At 65.0% G+C, this 19,018-nt stretch carries 16 protein-coding genes; 8 read left to right on the top strand and 8 right to left on the bottom strand.

Features of this window, described 5'->3' with window-relative positions; all coding sequences use genetic code 11:
- Nucleotides 1-74 precede the first annotated feature (74 nt).
- A complete protein-coding gene (locus FIU89_RS04015) occupies nt 75-1,658 on the top strand; it encodes an ABC-F family ATP-binding cassette domain-containing protein (RefSeq protein WP_152491399.1) in 1,584 nt (527 codons plus the stop codon).
- Between the two features lie 172 nt (nt 1,659-1,830).
- On the opposite strand, the gene FIU89_RS04010 is transcribed toward FIU89_RS04015, so the two are convergent.
- The 4 genes from FIU89_RS04010 to FIU89_RS03995 all read right to left on the bottom strand — a co-directional run bounded on the left by FIU89_RS04010 (nt 1,831) and on the right by FIU89_RS03995 (nt 6,881).
- Nucleotides 1,831-4,029, bottom strand: a complete 2,199-nt coding sequence (locus FIU89_RS04010) for a xanthine dehydrogenase family protein molybdopterin-binding subunit (protein WP_152491398.1) — start codon at nt 4,027-4,029, stop codon at nt 1,831-1,833.
- 1 nt (nt 4,030) lies between these two features.
- Nucleotides 4,031-4,489 (bottom strand): (2Fe-2S)-binding protein, encoded by a 459-nt coding sequence (locus tag FIU89_RS04005; RefSeq protein WP_152491397.1) that lies wholly within the window; start codon nt 4,487-4,489, stop codon nt 4,031-4,033.
- A 162-nt stretch (nt 4,490-4,651) separates the two neighbouring features.
- On the bottom strand, nt 4,652-5,905 hold the full coding sequence (locus FIU89_RS04000; protein ID WP_152491396.1) for an FAD-binding oxidoreductase: 1,254 nt from the start codon (nt 5,903-5,905) through the stop codon (nt 4,652-4,654).
- A gap of 31 nt (nt 5,906-5,936) precedes the next feature.
- Nucleotides 5,937-6,881: a GlxA family transcriptional regulator gene (locus FIU89_RS03995; protein WP_152491395.1), complete on the bottom strand. Its 945-nt coding sequence runs from the start codon at nt 6,879-6,881 to the stop codon at nt 5,937-5,939.
- 75 nt (nt 6,882-6,956) lie between these two features.
- Between FIU89_RS03995 and FIU89_RS03990 the strand changes: the two genes are divergently transcribed.
- Together FIU89_RS03990 and FIU89_RS03985 are read left to right on the top strand one after the other, a co-directional pair.
- Nucleotides 6,957-7,868, top strand: coding sequence for a 3-keto-5-aminohexanoate cleavage protein (locus FIU89_RS03990; RefSeq protein WP_152491394.1), 912 nt, complete (start codon nt 6,957-6,959; stop codon nt 7,866-7,868).
- Between the two features lie 76 nt (nt 7,869-7,944).
- On the top strand, nt 7,945-8,709 hold the full coding sequence (locus tag FIU89_RS03985; protein WP_152491393.1) for an SDR family oxidoreductase: 765 nt from the start codon (nt 7,945-7,947) through the stop codon (nt 8,707-8,709).
- A 9-nt stretch (nt 8,710-8,718) separates the two neighbouring features.
- Here the strand turns inward: FIU89_RS03985 and FIU89_RS03980 are convergent, their stop codons facing one another.
- Entirely contained in the window at nt 8,719-9,189 is a 471-nt protein-coding gene (locus tag FIU89_RS03980; protein ID WP_152491392.1) for a DUF1203 domain-containing protein, read from the bottom strand.
- A gap of 79 nt (nt 9,190-9,268) precedes the next feature.
- On the opposite strand from FIU89_RS03980, the gene FIU89_RS03975 reads away from it, so the two are divergent.
- From FIU89_RS03975 to FIU89_RS03955, 5 genes are all read left to right on the top strand, one after another.
- Complete coding sequence (locus FIU89_RS03975) at nt 9,269-9,802, top strand: lipocalin family protein (RefSeq protein WP_172978020.1); 534 nt, start codon at nt 9,269-9,271, stop codon at nt 9,800-9,802.
- A 14-nt stretch (nt 9,803-9,816) separates the two neighbouring features.
- Entirely contained in the window at nt 9,817-11,226 is a 1,410-nt protein-coding gene (locus FIU89_RS03970) for a carnitine 3-dehydrogenase (protein ID WP_152494391.1), read from the top strand.
- Between the two features lie 4 nt (nt 11,227-11,230).
- The gene (locus FIU89_RS03965) at nt 11,231-12,391 is read left to right on the top strand and encodes an acyl-CoA dehydrogenase family protein (protein ID WP_152491390.1); all 1,161 of its coding nucleotides are present in this window, start codon (nt 11,231-11,233) and stop codon (nt 12,389-12,391) included.
- Between the two features lie 225 nt (nt 12,392-12,616).
- A complete protein-coding gene (locus FIU89_RS03960; protein WP_152491389.1) occupies nt 12,617-14,650 on the top strand; it encodes an acetate--CoA ligase family protein in 2,034 nt (677 codons plus the stop codon).
- A 1-nt stretch (nt 14,651) separates the two neighbouring features.
- Nucleotides 14,652-15,437 carry a carnitinyl-CoA dehydratase gene (locus FIU89_RS03955; protein WP_152491388.1) on the top strand — a complete coding sequence of 262 codons (786 nt, stop codon included), beginning with the start codon at nt 14,652-14,654 and terminating at the stop codon, nt 15,435-15,437.
- Between the two features lie 99 nt (nt 15,438-15,536).
- Here the strand turns inward: FIU89_RS03955 and FIU89_RS03950 are convergent, their stop codons facing one another.
- From FIU89_RS03950 to FIU89_RS03940, 3 genes are all read right to left on the bottom strand, one after another.
- On the bottom strand, nt 15,537-17,018 hold the full coding sequence (locus FIU89_RS03950) for a TRAP transporter large permease (protein WP_152491387.1): 1,482 nt from the start codon (nt 17,016-17,018) through the stop codon (nt 15,537-15,539).
- Between the two features lie 4 nt (nt 17,019-17,022).
- The gene (locus FIU89_RS03945) at nt 17,023-17,748 is read right to left on the bottom strand and encodes a TRAP transporter small permease (protein ID WP_152491386.1); all 726 of its coding nucleotides are present in this window, start codon (nt 17,746-17,748) and stop codon (nt 17,023-17,025) included.
- A gap of 134 nt (nt 17,749-17,882) precedes the next feature.
- Nucleotides 17,883-18,884: a DctP family TRAP transporter solute-binding subunit gene (locus FIU89_RS03940; protein ID WP_152491385.1), complete on the bottom strand. Its 1,002-nt coding sequence runs from the start codon at nt 18,882-18,884 to the stop codon at nt 17,883-17,885.
- Nucleotides 18,885-19,018 lie beyond the last annotated feature (134 nt).

Here is a 19,018-nt window from a genome sequence, read left to right as displayed (position 1 = left end):
AGGAGATACACTCGACATGGAGATGACCATCGCCGCCTTCACCCCTCTGGTTTCGCTGCGAGAAGTCTTGTCCCATGCCTGTATCTGTTACCCTGTCCGAGCTGTCCTGGTCCACCCCTGACGGTACACCGCTTTTCTCCGACCTCAACCTGACCTTCGGCCCCGAGCGCATTGGCCTTGTGGGACGCAACGGGACTGGTAAAAGCACGCTTCTGCGCCTGATCGCGGGGCATCTGAACCCGGCCACAGGGAAAGTTTGCGTGACCGGGTCCATTGGCATGATGCGGCAGGATGCGATGCATCATTCGGACGACACCATCGCCGATCTATTCGGAGTGCGGGCATCGCTCGACCTGCTCGATCGAGCCGAGGCGGGCGAGGCGACAGCCGATGACCTTGATGAGGCCGACTGGACGCTACTCGCCCGGATAGACGCCGCGCTTGCCAGTTGCGGTCTGACAGCCGAGCCGCAGACACGGCTTGCCACGCTTTCCGGCGGAGAGCGCAGCAGGGCCGCCCTTGCTGCGCTGATCCTGGGAAAGCCTGATTTCCTGTTGCTGGACGAGCCGACAAACAACCTCGACCGGGACGGACGCAGGACCGTGATTGACCTTATTCGCGCCTGGAACGGCGGCGCGATCATCGCGAGTCATGATCGTGAGCTATTGGAGGAAATGGACGCCATCGTTGAACTCTCGTCGCTTGGCACGACCAGGTATGGCGGCAACTACTCCGATTATCGGGAGCATAAGGATACCGAATTGGAGGCCGCGTCACGTGATCTGGCTTATGCAGAAAAGACCCGCGCAGAGGCCGCGCGTCGTGCGCAACAAGCGGCCGAGCGCAAGGCCCGCAAGGACAGTGCCGGACGCAAGGCGCGGGCGAAGGGCGATCAGCCGAAAATTCTCATGGATGCCGCCAAGGAGCGGGCCGAAGCTTCGGGCGGCGCGGGCGTCCATCTGCGCGAAGCCCGGCGCAATGCGGCCGAAAAAGCACTAGCCATCGCGCGCGAGAAAATAGAGGTTTTGGAGCCCTTGCGCATGGAGATCGCACCGACCGGCCTACCGCCCGGAAAGACCGTTCTGCGGCTGGATTCTGTGACAGGCGGACACGATCCAAACCGCCCGGTAATCCGAGATCTGTCTTTGGCCGTCACCGGCCCCGAGCGGATCGTCATCGCCTGGCCGAACGGCTGTGGAAAAACCACGCTTCTCAAGCTTATCATCGGTCAACTCACCCCGCAGTTCGGGCAGGTGGACCGCTCCGTCCCATTCGCAATGCTGGATCAGCATGTTGGCCTGCTCGATCCCGACTTGTCCCTGCGCGAGAACTTTCTGGCGGTGAACCCCGCCGCAACGACGCAGACGGCCCATGCGGCTTTGGCCCGGTTCGGGTTCCGAGCGGATGACGCCCTGCGCCGCGCAGGTGACCTGAGTGGAGGCGAGCGGCTACGCGGTGGTCTGGCATGCGCCCTTGGCGGCACTCCGCCCCCTGCGTTGCTGATCCTGGACGAGCCGACCAATCACCTCGATCTGAGCGGTATCGAAGCCTTGGAAGAGGCAATGGAAACCTACGATGGTGCGGTCATTGCGGTGAGCCACGATGAAGCGTTTCTCAAATCACTCGGAGCCGACAGGGTAGTTCAACTGAAGCAATGACGCCGCTTCGCCCGCTCTGCGAACATTCTTCGCAACCAGCGCCGGAAAATTTCTTCGGGCACTGGTTGACTGTCATCGGGTTGCCCTGAACGGCTTTCCGCTCTGCGCTGCATCATTCACTGCAAAGGCCTGGGCGTGGCCGCCCCTTTCTGTACTTTTATGAAAGGCGTCGTCAGGCCAGCCCGTGCTGGGACATCGGCAGGCTGCGCACCCGTTCGCCCGTCGCCTTGTAAACCGCATTGGCCACGGCCGGCCCGATGGGTGGGGTGCCGGGTTCACCGATACCCGTGGGCGCCTCGGTCGAGGGCACGATATGCACCGCCACCTCTGGCATGTCCGAGATCCGCAGCGGCGTGTAGTCGGGAAAGTTGAACTGATCCACCTCACCATCGGTCAGCGTGACCTGCTCGCGCAGGATCGACGACAGACCGTACCCCAAGGCGCCCTCGACCTGCGCCACGATGTTGTCGGGGTTGATGGGAACGCCGCAATCCACGCCGCAGGTCACTTTCTCGACCTTTATCGTGCCATCTTCACGCAGTCGCACATCGGCCACTTCGGCAACGTAGCTGCCAAAGCTCTTGTGCACGGCGATCCCACGATGCGTGCCTTCAGGCCCGGACTCTCCGGCCTTGTCGACCGCGAGTTTCAGCACTTCCGCCAGACGCGCATCTTCGCCCAGGTAAGCCAGGCGGAACTCCACCGGGTCGCGTCCGGCGGCTTCTGCCAGCTCGTCCATCATGGTTTCCATGACATAGGCGGTGTGCGTATGTCCGACCGAGCGCCACCACAGGACCGGCACGCCGACATCCGGGTGGTGCACGTCGACCGTAATGTCGGAAATCGCGTAGGGCGTGGGGTGAATGCCCTCGATCGTGGTGTCGTCGACGCCGTCCTTGACCATGTATTGCTCGAACGGCGTGCCCTTGGCGATGCTCTGGCTCACGATGCGATGCTCCCAGCCCGAGATGTTGCCGTCGGCATCGAGGCCAGCACGCACCCGGTGCATCGTCATGGGGCGATAGTAGCCGCCCTTGATGTCGTCCTCGCGGGTGTAGACCAGCTTGATGGGCCGCGCGTCATGCCCGGCGTCCAGCCAGGCCTTGCCGATGGTGGCAGCCTCGGCGACCAGGTGCGCGTCCCCCGTGGCACGACGCCCGAACGAGCCGCCGCCCCACTTGGTGTGCACCTGCACCTGCCCCATCTCGAGCCCGAGGACCGAGGCCGCGGTGCCGTGATCCACGGTCTGCAATTGCGAGCCGCCCCAGAACTGCGCAGAACTGCCGTCGAAGAGCACGGTCATGTCCAGCGGCTCCATCGGCGCATGGGCGAGATAGGGAAAAACGTAATCCGCCTCGATGACGGTCTTCGCCTGTTCCAGCTTGGCCGCGGCGGCGCCCTTTGGCTCTGCCGGGTTGCCAGGCTGGTCCAGAAGGGCACGGAACTCTTCCATAAGCGTGTCCGTCCCCCGGGTCTCGCCAGAGCCCTCGGTCCATTCCAGCGCCAGCGCGTCCCGCGCTTGCATAGCTTCCCACGTGGAGTCGGCCACCACGACGACGCCTTGCGGAATTTCCAGCACGTCATGCACACCATGCATCGCTTTTGCGTCGGCTGCATCCATCGAGGCCAGGGTTGCACCGAACCGCGGCGGGCGCGCCGTGACGGCAACTAGCCCGCCCTCGGGCTGCTGGTCGATCCCGAACATGCCGACACTGCCTTGCGTCTTTTGCGGCACGTCCACGCGGGCAAAGGACTTGCCGATATAGGCCCAATCCTCGGGCGCCTTCAGCGCAACGTCCTCGGGCGGTTGCTGACTGGCCGCGAGGCTCGCCAGTTCGCCGAAGGTGGCACTGTTTTCACCGGCCGACAGCTTGCCGTCGGAAACACCGATCTCTAAGGCGTCGACGCCCCATTCGCTCGCAGCCGCATTGACCAGCATCGCCCGGACCGTTGCGCCGGCCTTGCGGTACTGCTCCCAAGAGTTGGGCATGGCGGTGGACCCGCCCGTGCCCTGCACGCCAAACGCGGTGTTGGCATAGACCTCGGGGTTGGACGGCGCGAAATCCGTCGTGATCTGGTCCATCGAGGCATCCAGTTCATCGGCCACCAGCGTGGCAAGACCCGAGGCCGTGCCCTGCCCCATGTCGAGGTGCTTGCTGAGCACCAGCACGGTGTTGTCGGGCATGACATGAACGAAGGGCGTGACCAGCATTTCGCCCTCGGCACCGGACTGGGCCAGACCGCGCACCGGCACGGCGGCCCCCAGCAGAAGGCCACCTGCGGCACCGGCGGACAGGGTCAGGAATCCGCGCCGCGTCGTGGTCAGCGCGCGTGTGGCGGGTATCAGGTCGCGTTTGTCGATCAGTCTCATCTTACGCCTCCATGATTTCTGCGGCCCGGTGAATGGCCTTGCGGATACGGGCATAGGACGCGCAGCGGCACAGGTTGCCATCCATCGCCGTGTCGATGTCTGAGTCGGTGGGATTGGGCGTTTCGGCCAAGAGCGCCGAAGCAGACATGATCTGCCCCGATTGGCAGTAGCCGCATTGCGGCACTTGAAGTTCGACCCATGCTTCCTGGATCGCCTTCGCGGCCTCGCTTTCCACGCCTTCGATCGTGGTGACCGTCGCGCCCTCAAGGTCGCCTAGGTAAGTCTGGCAGGACCGCGTCGGAACGCCATCGACATGCACCGTGCACGCCCCGCAGGAGGCGACACCGCATCCGTACTTGGTGCCCGTCATGTTCAGTTCGTCACGCAGCGCCCAAAGCAGGGGCATATCCGGGCTTGCGTCGATCTGGGTTTCTTTTCCGTTGAGCGTAAATGTCGTCATGTCTGGCTCCTATCCCTGTTGGCAGTCGCTGGAACGTCAAACCGGCGCGAGGACCGCGCCTTGTTGTTACAATCTACGAGTTAGAGCGCATCTTCAAAAGTCGATACGAGCGCATCGGCCCGCACAGACCTGCGTTCAGATTCGCACAGCGCCCGGGGCGGGTCAGCGCGTGAAACGATCCGGCGCGAAGGGGGCAACGTCGATATTCGGGCGCGCGCCCGAGATCATCTGCGCCAACAGTCGGCCTGTCTTGGGCCCGGCGGTCAGCCCCACGTGATCGTGGCCGAAGCCCGTATAGGCGCCGGCAACGCCCGGCACCTCCCCGATCAAGGGAAGCGAGTCCGAGACCGCCGGACGATGGCCCATCCAACGCGTGGTTTCGCGCCATGTTAGCCCCGGCAGCGCCGCTTTCAGGTGTCGCATGAACATGCGGTAGGGTGCCTCGGGCGGCGGCGCATCAAACCCGCCATAGCCGACCATTCCGGCCAGCCGGATCCTGCCGTCCATCGGCGTGATCACGAACTTGCCCGGCGCGAACATCAAGGGCGACCGCGGCATCTGCGACGGCTCCCAAAGCTCTATGTGAAACCCGCTTTCGGGATGCAGGGGAACCGCGATGCCAAGCGTCTCTGTCAGGGATTTGGACCATGCGCCTGCCGCGACTACGGCGGTGTCCACGGACAGTGTTTCGCCGGCCAGGCGCACCCCCGTGACACGCCCACCGCTGCGTTCTATCGCTTCGACCTCCTCGTGGATCAGCTTCACCCCGAGGCGTTCGGCGGCCTTTGCCAACGCCTTGACGTACGCGCCCGGATCCGAAATGCGCCCGTGGCGCCGTATTCTGGCGGCACACCTGATCGCCTCGCCGTAGATCGGATCGTACGCGCGCAACGCAGTCCGGTCCATTACCGAGAACTCGAATCCCTGCTCCGTGCGGATGTCCCACGTGAAGCGATCCGCATCGAACGCCTTTCGGGTCGCGTATCCATAAAGATAATCGCAAGGTACGACGTATTTTTCCGCTTCGGTTCCCGCCGCAAGGGCCTGGTGATCGGCCAGGCTGTCGCCGATCAGGGGCAGGATCGCGTCCGCCCGGGTCTTGGCCGCATCCGCCGTCGCGTGGCGCAGGTATTTCATCAGCCAGGGCACAAGTGCGGGCAAGTGCCGCCACCTGATATAAAGCGGTTCGCGTGGATCGAGTGCCATGCGCGGCGCTTTGCCCAAGAGGCCGGGGCCGGGCACCGGCATTGTCCCGGAGCAGGCCAGAAGGCCTGCGTTGCCGTAACTCGTCGCCTCGCCGGGACCGGCCTTGTCGATCAGGGTTACGGTATGCCCTTCGCGGGCAAGCCAAAGCGCGGTGGACACCCCCACGATGCCGGCGCCGATCACCGCAACATTACATGTCTTGCCTGTCATCAGCGCAGCTTTAGCCGCGCCTCCTACGCTGTCAATGGGATCGCAGCATTCGCGGCGTAGTGCCATATTGTCGCCGGATGGCACGGGTCATGGAGGACGGCGAGTCGTACCCGCAGCGAATGGCGATTTCGGCAATGCCGAGCGTGCTGTCCTCGATCAGTTTGCGCGCGGCGGCCAGGCGCAGATGTCGATAGACCTTGCCCGGAGACGCCCCCAACCGCGCACGGAATCGGCGGTCAAGCGTCCGGGGCTGGCAGGACAAACGCACCGCAAGCTCTTCCAGGGAAAGCGGTTTCTCGACCGTGTCGCGCATCATCTGCAAGCCGCGGCGCACCAGCGGGTCGACCACCTGCGTGGTCCTTTCCCGCCCCACGGGCGGCTCGCCGTGCAGAAACAGCGCCTCGACATCCAGCCGGACCGCCATGCCGGCATGCTGCGCGATCAAATCCAGGGTCAGGTCGAGCGCAGACATGGCCCCTGCGCAGGTGATCACGTTTCCGTCCCTGAGCACGCGCGCCTGTTCGGCATCGACGGTGAGGAACCGTTCGGTGAAGGCGTCCAGAAGGTCCCAGTGCACCGTTGCCCGGCGTCCATCCAACAACCCCGCAGACGCCAGCAGCCACGGGCCTGCGTCCAATCCCACGACGACGTCGGCGTGGTGAACGGCGTCCCGCAACCGCCTGCGGGTGCGCGGGCTGTCATGCGCCTCGTGACCGTAGCTGGCCACCACGAACAGGTAATCGACCTTTGGCATTGCGGTCACCGAGGCGCGCGCAATCATCTCGATGTCGCTGGAGGACCGCGACGGGCCGCCATCAAGGCTGAGCACCGTCCAGTCGAAGATCGGCTTCGGGCCGACCGTATTGGCGGCGCGCAGAGGCTCGATGCAATTGGCCAGGCACAGGTTCGAGAACCTGTCGAACAGCAGAAACCCGATCCGGGTCGGCTCAAGCGCTGATTTTGTCCATTCCGGCATGATTTTTGTCAATTACTGCAAACTCTGCGACAAAGCCAGCGCGATATGATCTCGTTAACGAAAAGGGAGACCACCATGCCGCTTGCCATGAACCGAGAGGTTTTCATCACCTGTGCCGTGACCGGATCGGGTGGAACGCAGGACAAGAGCCCGCACGTGCCGCGCAGCCCTCAGCAGATCGCCGAGAGCGCCATCGCGGCGGCGAAAGCGGGTGCGGCGGTTGTGCATTGCCATGTGCGGGATCCCGAGACCGGGGTGCCGTCGCGCGATGTGAAGATGTTCCGCGAAGTGACCGAGCGCATCCGGGACGCGGAGGTCGACGTGGTGCTGAACCTGACCGCGGGGATGGGCGGGGACATGGTGTTCGGCAATGTCGAAAACCCGCTTCCTCTGAAAGAGGACGCGACCGACATGATCGGCGCCACCGAGCGGGTGGCGCATGTGGCCGAATGCCGCCCGGAAATCTGCACCTTGGATTGCGGCACGATGAACTTTGCCGAGGCCGATTACGTCATGACCAACACGCCCGGCATGCTGACGGCGATGGGCCGGATGATGACGGAACTGGGCGTGAAGCCCGAGATCGAAGCCTTCGACACGGGCCATTTGTGGTATGCAAAACAACTTGTTAGCGATGGCGTCCTGGACAGTCCCGCGCTGGTGCAGCTGTGCATGGGCGTGCCGTGGGGCGCGCCGGATGACCTGAATACCTTCATGGCGATGGTCAACAACGTGCCTCAGGACTGGACCTTCAGCGCCTTCGGGCTGGGGCGCAACCAGATGCCCTATGTCGCGGCCTCGGTCCTGGCGGGCGGCCACGTGCGCGTCGGGTTGGAGGACAACCTGATGCTGGACAAGGGCGTGCTGGCCACCAACGAGCAGCTTGTCGCGCGGGCGAAAGAGATCATCGAACGGCTGGGCGCCCGCGTGATCGGACCGGAAGACGTGCGCAAGAAGCTGGGCCTGACCAAGCGGGCGCCGGTCTAAAAATGGCTGTCGGTATCGCGTCGGTATCCCGGTTGCATCGCGTCGGTGTCATCTGCGCGTGTCGGGATACCCGTCCATGAGCCGCCGCGTGGTCATCACCGCCGGCGCGTCGGGCATCGGCAAGCGGCTGGCCGAACGGTTTCTGGAGGCGGGCGACCGCATGGCGATCTGCGACGCCGACCCGGTGGCGGTGGCCGCGATGGCCGAGGCCAATCCTTCGATCATAGCGCAACAGGCCGATGTCACCGACGAGGCGCAGATGGACGCTTTCCTGGGTCAGGTCGAAGGCGAATGGGGCGGCGCGGACGTCGTGTGTGCCAATGCCGGGACCGGCGGGCAGGCGGGACTGATCGAGGACCTCGATTATGCCGCGTGGCAGCAGTGCGTGGCGGTCAACCTGCACGGGTCGTTCCTGACCTGCCGCTGGGCCGCGCGGGTGATGCGGGCGCAGGGCTCAGGGCTGATCGTGCTGACGACTTCGACGGCGGGGCAATGGGGCTATCCCTATCGCTCGCCCTATTCCTCGGCCAAGTGGGCGCTGGTGGGGCTGACCAAGACACTGGCGATGGAGCTGGGCCCGGCGGGCGTGCGCGTCAACGCCATCGCCCCCGGAGCCGTGGAAGGCGACCGGATGGACCGGGTCGTGGCCATGGAGGCCGCCGCCAGCGGCAAGACCGAGGACGAGGTGCGCGCGCAATACGTCAGGGGCGTCAGCCTGCGCAGCTGGGTCACGGCGGACGATCTGGCCGACATGGTGCTGTTTCTCGCCTCGTCGGGCGCGTCCAAGATCTCTGGGCAGGTGATGGCGGTGGACGGCCACACGGAAACGCTGGTGCCATGATCATGCGCCCTATTTGGCCCGCACGACCCGGCACAGGAAGCAATTGTTCGACGCGCTGCGGAGGTCGACGAACGCGATCTTCGGGGTCTCCAGCAAGCGCGCCGCGTAGGTTCGGATCTGCGGCGTCGCGGTTACCTGACCCGTGCCCGGGCATATGCGCTCGTCGGATGTGTAGCCCCGGACGATATAGGTCGGCGCCGTCAGCATCGGCGGCAATGTGTCTGCCAGTGAGGCCGCGTCGCAATCGTCTGCACATAGAAAGATCGGCCCGGTTTCCGTATAGGGGTTCAATCCCTGGAACGGGCGCCATGCCAGAACGAGATAGCGCTTCCCGTCCGGGACGGTTCGCAGGCAATGGCGGCATGGGGTTCCCGTGCCGTCGGATACCAGCGCTTCGATGGGCTGGTCGTGGATATCGCGCAGGGTTCCGCGCAGGTGCCGCACCTGATCGGTCGGCAGAGGTTGAAACTGTATGCTCATCATGTGTCTCCTTTACCCGGGACAGTCTTGCCGTGTTCGACGGCCCGGACGATCCGGATATTGCGGAAAGGAGAACGCGATGCTGAAACACGTGATCGGAGCAGGCATGGGCTTGCTGATGCTGGCGGGCTGCGGCGGCGGGCCCACCTCGCGCGAGGGATCGTTTCGCGACACGGGGCAGCCGCTGTCGGTCACGACGCGCGGCAACGGGATGCAGGACATGGGCGGGCCGTGGTTCGTGCGGGGGTATTTCCCCGGCGACGGCGGTTTGGCGATGGTGACGCTGCTGCCCGATCTGCGCGGCCAGCAGGCGGTGGAGTTCCGCAACGAGGCTTGCCTGCTGTCCGGCGACTGCGAAACGGACACCGAGATATGGATGGCAAAGCCGCTGGGGCAGAATCGTTGGCAACTGAACCGCGAGGGCGAAGCGCCGCGGCAGATGTGGGTCGTCTGGGTGGACGACGATTTCCGCACGGCGGCGATCGGGACGCCTGACGGCAGCTATGGCTGGATCCTCGACCGTCGCCCCGAAGGCGGTGCGGACCGGCTGCGGGCGGCGGCGGAAATTCTGAATTTCAACGGCTATGACACCTCGCGGATCAAGGTGAGATGACGAAGGGAACGACGATGACGAAACGGGCGGCAATCATCGGTGGCGGCGTGATCGGCGGCGGCTGGGCCGCGCGGTTCCTGCTGAACGGCTGGGATGTGCGGGTGTTCGACCCCGACCCGCAAGCCGAGCGCAAGGTGGGCGAGGTTCTGGAAAATGCGCGGGGTGCGTTGCCGATGCTCTATGACTGCGCCCTGCCCGCCGAGGGGAAGCTGAGTTTTCACGGCTCGATTGCCGAGGCGGTCGACGGCGCGGACTGGATCCAGGAAAGCGTGAGCGAGCGGCTCGACCTGAAGCACAAGGTCTTTGCCGAGATCCAGGCCGCAGCACCGGGCGTGCCCATTGGCTCCTCGACCAGTGGGTTCAAGCCGTCGGAATTGCAGCAAGATGCGACCGACCCGTCGACGATCATGGTCACGCACCCGTTCAACCCGGTCTACCTGCTGCCGCTGATCGAGGTGGTGCCGTCCGAGGCCACATCGCCCGAGATGGTCGAGGTGGCCAAGGCGACGCTGACCCAGGTGGGGCTCTATCCCCTGCATGTGCGCAAGGAGATCGACGCGCATATCGCGGACCGCTTCCTCGAGGCTGTCTGGCGCGAGGCGCTGTGGCTGGTCAAGGACGGCATCGCCACCACCGAGGAGATCGACAACGCCATCCGCTACGGCTTTGGCCTGCGTTGGGGGCAGATGGGCCTGTTTGAGACCTACCGCGTGGCCGGCGGCGAGGCCGGGATGCGGCATTTCATGGCGCAGTTCGGTCCGGCGCTGAGCTGGCCCTGGACCAAGCTGATGGATGTGCCGGAGTTCACGCCCGAGTTGGTGGACCTGATCGCGGACCAGTCGGACGCGCAGTCGGGGCACCTGTCGATCCGCGAGCTGGAGCGCAAGCGCGACCGCAACCTGATTGCCATGATGCGGGCGCTGAAACAGCAGGGCACCGCTTCGGGCAAGCTGGTCGGTCAGCATCAAAGGACGCTGATGCATCCGCCGCAGGACGCCCGGCCGATGATCACGCAGGACCGGATGGTGCCGGTCGACTGGACCGACATGAACGGGCATATGAACGAGGGCCGCTACGGGCAGGTTTTCAGCGATGCGGCTGAGGGCGTGATGGCCTATGTGGGCGCGGACGAGGCCTATGTGAGTGAGCGGCAGCTGAGCTATTTCACGGTGGAGACGACGATCAAGTACCTGGCCGAAACGCGGGCCGGGGAAGCGATCATCGTCGAGAGTCGGGTGACCGAAGGCGGCGGCAAGAAGCTGCGCTGTTTTCACGAGATGAAGCGCAAGAGCGACGGCGAGGTGATGGCGACCTGCGACCAGCTGATGCTGCATGTGAGCCTGGAGACCCGGCGCACCTGCGCGCCGCCAGAGGATGTGGCAGAGAAGGTGGCGGCGCTGGCCGCCCTGCACGCGGAGGAGTGAGACCATGCATTTCGGATTGACCGACGAGCAGGAGATGATCGTCTCGACGGTGCGCAGTTTCGTCGAGAAGGAGATCTATCCGCACGAGGAACTTGTCGAACGGACCGGCGAGGTGCCGGACGAGGTGGCGCAAGAGATCAAGCGCAAATGCATGGATCTCGGGTTTTACGCCTGCAACTTTCCCGAAGAGGTGGGCGGCGCGGGCCTCGGCCACGTGGATTTCGCGCTGGTCGAGCGGGAATTGGGGCGCGGGTCGATGGCGCTGACGCATTTCTTCGGCCGGCCGCAGAATATCCTGATGGCCTGCGAGGGCGAGCAGCGTGAGCGGTACCTCATGCCCGCCGTGCGGGGCGAGCGGATGGATGCGCTGGCGATGACCGAGCCCGATGCCGGGTCGGATGTGCGCGGAATGAAGTGCTTCGCCAAACGTGACGGCGGCGACTGGGTGGTGAACGGCACCAAGCATTTCATCTCGGGCGCGGATCATGCCGATTTCATCATCGTCTTCATCGCCACGGGCGAGGACGACACGCCGAAAGGACCCAAGAAGCGCATCACCGCCTTCCTAGTGGATCGTGGCACGCCGGGCTTCACCATCCGCGACGGCTACAAGTCGGTCAGCCACCGGGGCTACAAGAACATGGTGCTGGAATTCGACGATTGCCGGCTGCCCGACGCGCAGGTGCTGGGCGACGTCGACGGCGGATTCGCGGTAATGAACGAATGGCTCTACGCCACGCGGATCACCGTGGCGACGATGAGCGTGGGACGGGCGCGCCGGGCCTTTGATTACGCGTTGAACTACGCCGCCGAGCGCAAACAGTTCGGCCAGCAGATCGGCAAGTTCCAGGGCGTGAGCTTTCAGATCGCGGACATGGTCACCGAGATCGACGCCGCCGACTGGCTGACGCTGGCCGCGGCATGGCGGCTGGATCAGGGCCTGCCGGCGAACCGCGAGATCGCCTCGGCCAAGCTCTTTGCCAGCGAGATGCTGGCCCGCGTGACCGACGCCACCTTGCAGATCTTCGGCGGCATGGGCCTGATGGACGACTTCCCGGTCGAGCGGTTCTGGCGCGACGCACGGGTCGAGCGGATCTGGGACGGGACGTCCGAGATCCAGCGCCACATCATCAGCCGCGAGCTTCTGCGGCCGCTGGGGGCATAAGAGACGAATGCCTTCGGCGAGGATATTTTCGGCCAGAGGAAAAGGGGGGAGCCGGGAAAGCCCCCCCCGGGAAAAGGCGCGGCCTCTTCCCCTGGCGCGGTCATCGGCGTCCCCGCCTGTACCGCATGGCAAGCATTGCAGGGCGTGGTTAACAAACCGTTTCTTCCTCTGGCCGGAAATATCCCCGCCGGAGGCAATAAACTCTTCGGCGCAAGGATCCGCCCCATGCGCGACCTGAGCCGCCTCATTCAGCCGAAGTCGATTGCGGTGATCGGCGGCGGGGCCTGGTGCACCAGTGTCGTCGAGCAGTGCCGGAAGATGGCATTTCCCGGCCCGGTCTGGCCGGTCCATCCGGCGAAGGCGGAAATCGCGGGCCTGCCTGCCTGCGCCCGGCTGGATGATTTGCCCGCGCCACCGGATGCCGTCTTCATCGGGGTGAACCGACACGCCACGGTCGATGTCGTCCGCCAACTGCGCGAGATGGGCGCGGGCGGTGCGGTCTGTTTCGCAAGTGGCTTCAGCGAGGCGCAGGCCGAAACCGGCGACGGGGCCGACCTTCAGGCGACGTTGCTGGAGGCCGCGGGCGAGATGCCGCTCCTGGGACCCAACTGCTATGGTTTCATCAACTACCTGGACGGCGCGCTCTTGTGGCCGGATCAGCATGGTGGTGCGCGGGTCGAAAGCGGCGTGGCGGTGCTGACGCAAAGCTCCAACATGGCGATCAACATCTCGATGCAGTCGCGCGGCCTGCCGCTGGCCTATGTGACCACCGCCGGGAACCAGGCGCAGACCGGGTTGGCGGAGCTGGGCCACACGCTGTTGCAGGACCCGCGGGTGACCGTGCTGGCGCTGCACATCGAAGGGATCGGCGACGTGCCCGCCTTCGAGCGGCTGGTGCAAACGGCCCGGGACCTGGGCAAGCCCGTGGTCGCCCTGAAGGCCGGCAAGTCGGCGCGGGCGCAGGCGGCGGCGGTGTCGCACACGGCCTCGCTCGCCGGCAGCGACGCCGGAGCGCGCGCGCTTTTGCGGCGGCTGGGCGTGGCGCAGGTCGACAGCCTGCCCGCCTTGCTGGAGACGGCGAAGCTGTTGCACTACGCAGGCCCGTTGTCCGGTGTCTCTCTGGCCTCCCTGTCCTGTTCGGGGGGCGAGGCCAGCCTGATGGCGGACAGCGCCGAGGACCGGAAGGTTGCGTTTCCCGACCTGACCCTGACGCAACACGACCGCCTGCGCGAGACGCTCGGCCCCATGGTCGCACTGGCCAACCCTCTGGACTATCACACGTTCATCTGGAACGACGCCGGTCGCATGGCGCAGGTCTTTGCCATCATGCAGGAGGGCTCGGCGAACCTGACCTGTGTGATAATAGACTTTCCGCGCACGGATCGATGCGACCCCGGCGCCTGGGACTGCGTGTTCGAGGCCGGGGCGACGGCAGTGGCCGAGACCGGCAGACCATTGGTGCTGGTGTCCACCCTGCCCGAGCTGCTGCCCGAGGCGATGGCCGCGCGCGCCACGGCGGGCGGCATGATCCCGATGCAGGGACTGGACGATTTTCTGACCGCTGTCGAGGCAGCGGCCTTCATTGGCCGGTGCGGCCCGCTGCCTGCGCCGGTGGTGCAGGGAGACCGGCCGAAACGCGCAAGAGTGCTGGCGGAGGCCGAGGCGAAGCGCGCGCTGGCCGCCGCGGGCCTCGACGTTCCGCGGGCGATGGTCGCGGACACGGTCGACGAGGCCGTGGCGGCGGCCAAGGAGATCGGCTTTCCCGTGGTGTTGAAGGGCATGGGCGTCGCGCACAAGACCGAGGCCGGACTGGTGGCGCTTGGTCTGCGGGACGCGCTGGAAGTCGAGGAAGCGGCCAAGGGCATGGCCTGCGACGGCTTTCTGCTGGAGGAGATGATCGGCGACGGCGTGGCCGAGCTGTTGCTCGGCGTCGTCCGGGACCCGGCGCATGGGTTCGTGCTGACGCTGGGGGCCGGCGGGACGCTGACGGAAATCCTGCGGGACACGGTGTCGCTTATCCTGCCCGTGACGGAGGACGAGGTGTTCGGGGCGCTCGACAGCTTGCGCATCGCCCCCGTGCTTGCAGGGTATCGCGGCAGGCCCGGCACGGACCGCGCCGCCATTGCACGCGCCGTTCTGGCGGTGCAGGACTATATCGGCGCCGAACGCAACCGGCTGGAGGAAATCGAGATCAACCCGCTGATCTGCACGACCGAAAGGGCCGTGGCGGCGGATGCACTGATCCGGAAAGGAGACTGACATGACGGACAACCCGGTTAAGACCGAGACTCGCGGCCATGTGCTGGAAGTGACGCTGGACCGGCCCAAGGCCAACGCGATCGACCTGGCGACCAGCCGGATCATGGGCGACGTGTTCAAGGACTTCCGCGACGATCCGGAACTGCGCGTGGCGCTGATCACCGGCGCGGGCGACAAGTTCTTCTGCCCCGGCTGGGACCTGAAAGCCGCCGCCGGGGGCGATGCGGTGGATGACAACTACGGCGTCGGCGGCTTTGGGGGCCTGCAGGAAATGCGGGCGATGAACAAGCCGATCATCGCGGCGGTGAACGGGATCTGTTGCGGTGGCGGCCTGGAATGGGCGCTGAGCGCGGACATCATCCTGGCCGCCGATCATGCGCAGTTCGCCCTGCCCGAGATCCGGTCGGGGACGGTGGCCGATGCGGCCAGCGTGAAGCTGCCCAAGCGCATCCCCTATCATATCGCGATGGAGATGCTGCTGACCGGACGCTGGATCGACGCCGAGGAAGCAGCGCGGTGGGGCTTGATCAACCAGATCCATCCCGGCGATCAGCTTATGGCAAAAGCGCGGGAGATGGCGGATTTGCTGGCGAGCGGGCCGCCGCTGGTTTACGCCGCGATCAAGGAGATCGTACGCGAGGCCGAGGCGATGACATTCCAGGACGCGATGAACCGGATCACGCGGCGGCAATTCGAGAGCGTCGACGTGCTGTATGACTCCGAGGACCAGCTGGAAGGCGCAAAGGCTTTTGCCGAAAAGCGCGACCCGGTCTGGAAAGGGCGCTGAGGGCGGTCGAAGGCGGCTGAAAATTCGGAGGATTTTCTGGCCACATTCTTCTGCGAAGAATGTGCTGGCGCGCGACGTGCCAGCCGCGCGCCTGTGGCGTCAGTTGGTTATGATCTCCGGCCCCATGAAGGTTGTGGGCAGGTAGGTCGATATCCACGGGATATAGGTCACCATGATCAGGAAGACGAAGAGCACGGCGAGGAACGGCAAGGCCGCGCGCACCACGTTCATCATCGGCATCCCGGCCACGCCCGAGGTGACGAAGAGGTTCAGGCCCACGGGCGGCGTGATCATCCCGATCTCCATGTTCACCACCATGATGATGCCAAGGTGGATGGGGTCGATCCCGAGTTCGATGGCGATGGGGAACACCAGCGGCGCCACGATGACCAGAAGCCCCGATGGCTCCATGAACTGGCCGCCGATCAGCAGGATCACGTTGACCATCACCAGGAACATCACCGGGCCGAGGCCCGCGGCCAACATGCTTTCGGCGATGGCCTGGGGGATCTGTTCGTCGGTCAGCACGTGCTTCAGCAGAAGCGCGTTGGCGATGATGAACATCAGCGTGATCGTCAGTTTCGCGCCCTCGAAGACGGTGTTCACCGTGTCGCGGTGCCAGAAGGCCGTGACCAACGCCCAGGGCTTTTGCAGCAGGGTCGCGGGGCGCGGGGCCTCGGCGGCGTTGACGCTGCGCTCGCCCATGGCGCCGGTATAGGTCTCCTCTTCGGACGGTGCCGCCAGGGGGCCCATGTCGCGATAGATAAAGCAGGCCACGAAGAAAGCGTAGACGGCGGCGACGGCGGCGGCCTCTGTCGGGGTGAAGGCGCCGGGTTGCCAGTAGATCAGGCTGCCCTCACCGGTGAGATTGATCCACGGGTGGCCATAGATGCCGCCCATGATGATCCCGATCAGCAGAAGGCCCCAGAAGGCGTCGCGGAAGCTGTCGAAGATCTCGGCCCAGCCTTTCCACTCGCCGGCTGGCATGTTGCGGATGCGGGCCATGATGTAGATCGTGACCATCAGCATCGTGCCGGCCAGCAGGCCGGGGATGACACCGGCTAGGAACATCCGGCCCACGGACACGTCGGTGGCCGAGGCGTAGACGACCATCACGATGGAGGGCGGGATAAGGATGCCGAGCGTGCCGGCGTTGCAGATGACGCCGGCGGCGAAATCCTTGGTGTAGCCCACCTGCCGCATGGCGGCGATCACGATGGTGCCGATGGCGACCACAGTGGCGGGCGAAGAGCCCGAGAGCGCGGCGAAGATCATGCAGGCCAGAACGCCCGCGATGGCCAGACCGCCCTTCAGATGCCCGACGCAGGCGATGGAGAAACGGATGATCCGTTTCGCCACGCCGCCCGTGGACATGAAGCTGGAGGCGAGGATGAAGAACGGGATGGCCAGCAGCGTGTAATGTTCGGCCATCGCGTCATAGAGCGACTTGGCCACCGCACCGATGGACGTGTTCGAGAACATCAGCTGGAACACGATCGAGGAGAACCCGAGCGAGACCGCGATCGGCACGCCGATCAGCAGCAGGCCGATGATCATGATGAAGAGAAATGCGACTTCCATGGTCCTAGCCCCTGTTCACGGCTTCGCCGCGGGCGAGCTTGTCGGCGGCGGTTTCCACCGCGTCCTCGGCCTCGTGGCTGGTGATGATGCGCTGGCGGGTGCCGCGGATGACGCCCAGGGTCGCCTGAAGCACGCGGAAGAGGAGCAGTGCGGCGCCGATGGGCAGGATCAGGTAGGGAATGACGCGCGGGAGGTAATCGTATTCCTCGACCACGCGGGTGTCGCCGTCCATGTACCAGTTGAACGTGTTCTCGAGGAACTCCTTGCCGAAGGGGATCGGCACAGGGCGGACCACGGCATAGCCCTGGGCGCGCGCCTCGTCAAAGCCGGTGGGGAACCAGCGGCCCGAGGTCGGATTGAGGTTGGAGAACGGCGCCCAGAAATCGTAGGCGCCCTTGAGCAGAAGAAAGGCATAGGCCACGCAGACGAGACAGGCGATGATCGCCATGACCCGCTTGAGTCCGCCGCCGACCATGTTGACGATGGCATCCACACCCAGGTGGGCGGTGACCTTGAACCCGTAGGAAATGCCGAAGAGGACCAGCCAGGCGAAGAGGATTTCCACCACCTCCTGCCCCCAGAGCAGGCTTTCGGAGAAACCGTAGCGCAACACGACGTTGGCAAAGGTGATCAGGGTCATCGCGCCCAGGATCAGGGCGATGAAGATTTCCTCGGCGCGATGGACGACGCGTCCGACCGGGCCCGATGGTGTGTATCCGCTCACGCTCATGGCGTTTCCCTCCGGATCATGTGGGGTAAGGCCGGTGCAGGGTCCGGCGACACGGGTGGTGCCGCCGGTATCCGGCGCTGCGGGCACGGTCGGGCCTCAGGGAAGCCGCAGCCGCGCGCCCGCCTTGCCCTGCGTCAGCTGCCGCTGTTGTGCGACTGGGCCGCGTCGATGTTGTCCTGGCCCACATCCTCGACGAACTGGTCCCAGACCGGGCGCATCGCATCGACCCAGGCCTGACGCTGGTCGGCGCTCAGCTCGCGTACCTCGCCGCCGGCGTCGATGATCGCCTGGCGGTTTTCCTGGTTCACGCTGTAGCTTTCGGCGTTCCGGGTCTCGGTCACTTCACCCACGATGGTCATGAACTGGTCGCGCACGTCGGGTTCCAGCGAGTCGAGCCAGTCGCTCGAGGTCACCAGCAGGTAGTCGATGATGCCGTGGTTGGTCTCGGTGATGCCGTCCTGCACCTCGAAGAACTTCTGGCCGTAGATGTTGGACCAGGTGTTTTCCTGACCGTCGACCACGCCGGTCTGCAGCGCGCCGTAAACCTCGGAGAAGGCCATCGGCTGCGGCGAGGCGCCGAGCGCTTCCATCTGCGCGACCAGAACGTCGGAGGTCTGCACACGGAACTTCAGGCCCTTGGCGTCTTCCGGCGTTTCCAGCGGAACATTGGCCGAGAACTGCTTCATGCCGTTATGCCAGAAGCCCAGCCCCTGCAGGCCGCGGCGCTGCATGGAATCGAGCATGTCCTGACCCGCCTCGGAGGCCTGGAAGCTGTCCACGGCGTCGATGTTCTTGAACATGAAGGGCAGGTCGAAAATGCGGAAGACCTTGGTGAAGTTCTCGAATTTCGACAGCGACGGTGCGGCCAGCTGGACGTCGCCCTGCAGCATCGCCTCGAGCACCTGGTCATCGTTGTAGAGCGTGGAGTTGGGGAACACCTCCATGCACATCTTGCCGTCCATTTCCTCGTTGATGCGCTCTTGCAGCAGCGAGGCGGCGATGCCCTTGGGGTGTTTGTCGGTGTTGGTGACGTGGCTGAACTTGACGACGATTTCGCCATCGTCACAGGCGGCGCTCACGGCGCCGGCAGACACGGTCAGTGCGAGTGCCGCGGTTGCGGCAGACAGGAATTTCATGGTCTCTCCTCCCAAATTCGAGACTGGTTTCGATACCGTCACGGTATTGCGGGGCAAAGAATGGCGAATGGGGGAAATGCCTCAAGATGATTCGGGCGAAGATCAGCCGAATCAAAATATATCGAACGCTATCA

Origin of the sequence: Roseovarius sp. THAF27 (assembly GCF_009363655.1) — a bacterium.
In the GTDB taxonomy this organism is placed as follows: Bacteria; Pseudomonadota; Alphaproteobacteria; order Rhodobacterales; family Rhodobacteraceae; genus Roseovarius.
This window is presented reverse-complemented; position numbering and strand designations above follow the sequence as displayed.

Coding starts and splice junctions, on each gene's coding strand:
- FIU89_RS03985 (WP_152491393.1), top strand. CDS start 7,945: ATGAGCCGCCGCGTGGTCATCACCGCCGGCGCGTCGGGCATCGGCAAG.
- FIU89_RS04000 (WP_152491396.1), bottom strand. CDS start 5,905: ATGACAGGCAAGACATGTAATGTTGCGGTGATCGGCGCCGGCATCGTG.
- FIU89_RS04015 (WP_152491399.1), top strand. CDS start 75: ATGCCTGTATCTGTTACCCTGTCCGAGCTGTCCTGGTCCACCCCTGAC.
- FIU89_RS03940 (WP_152491385.1), bottom strand. CDS start 18,884: ATGAAATTCCTGTCTGCCGCAACCGCGGCACTCGCACTGACCGTGTCT.
- FIU89_RS03945 (WP_152491386.1), bottom strand. CDS start 17,748: ATGAGCGTGAGCGGATACACACCATCGGGCCCGGTCGGACGCGTCGTC.
- FIU89_RS04005 (WP_152491397.1), bottom strand. CDS start 4,489: ATGACGACATTTACGCTCAACGGAAAAGAAACCCAGATCGACGCAAGC.
- FIU89_RS03950 (WP_152491387.1), bottom strand. CDS start 17,018: ATGGAAGTCGCATTTCTCTTCATCATGATCATCGGCCTGCTGCTGATC.
- FIU89_RS04010 (WP_152491398.1), bottom strand. CDS start 4,029: ATGAGACTGATCGACAAACGCGACCTGATACCCGCCACACGCGCGCTG.
- FIU89_RS03975 (WP_172978020.1), top strand. CDS start 9,269: ATGCTGAAACACGTGATCGGAGCAGGCATGGGCTTGCTGATGCTGGCG.
- FIU89_RS03990 (WP_152491394.1), top strand. CDS start 6,957: ATGCCGCTTGCCATGAACCGAGAGGTTTTCATCACCTGTGCCGTGACC.
- FIU89_RS03965 (WP_152491390.1), top strand. CDS start 11,231: ATGCATTTCGGATTGACCGACGAGCAGGAGATGATCGTCTCGACGGTG.
- FIU89_RS03980 (WP_152491392.1), bottom strand. CDS start 9,189: ATGAGCATACAGTTTCAACCTCTGCCGACCGATCAGGTGCGGCACCTG.
- FIU89_RS03970 (WP_152494391.1), top strand. CDS start 9,817: ATGACGAAACGGGCGGCAATCATCGGTGGCGGCGTGATCGGCGGCGGC.
- FIU89_RS03960 (WP_152491389.1), top strand. CDS start 12,617: ATGCGCGACCTGAGCCGCCTCATTCAGCCGAAGTCGATTGCGGTGATC.
- FIU89_RS03955 (WP_152491388.1), top strand. CDS start 14,652: ATGACGGACAACCCGGTTAAGACCGAGACTCGCGGCCATGTGCTGGAA.
- FIU89_RS03995 (WP_152491395.1), bottom strand. CDS start 6,881: ATGCCGGAATGGACAAAATCAGCGCTTGAGCCGACCCGGATCGGGTTT.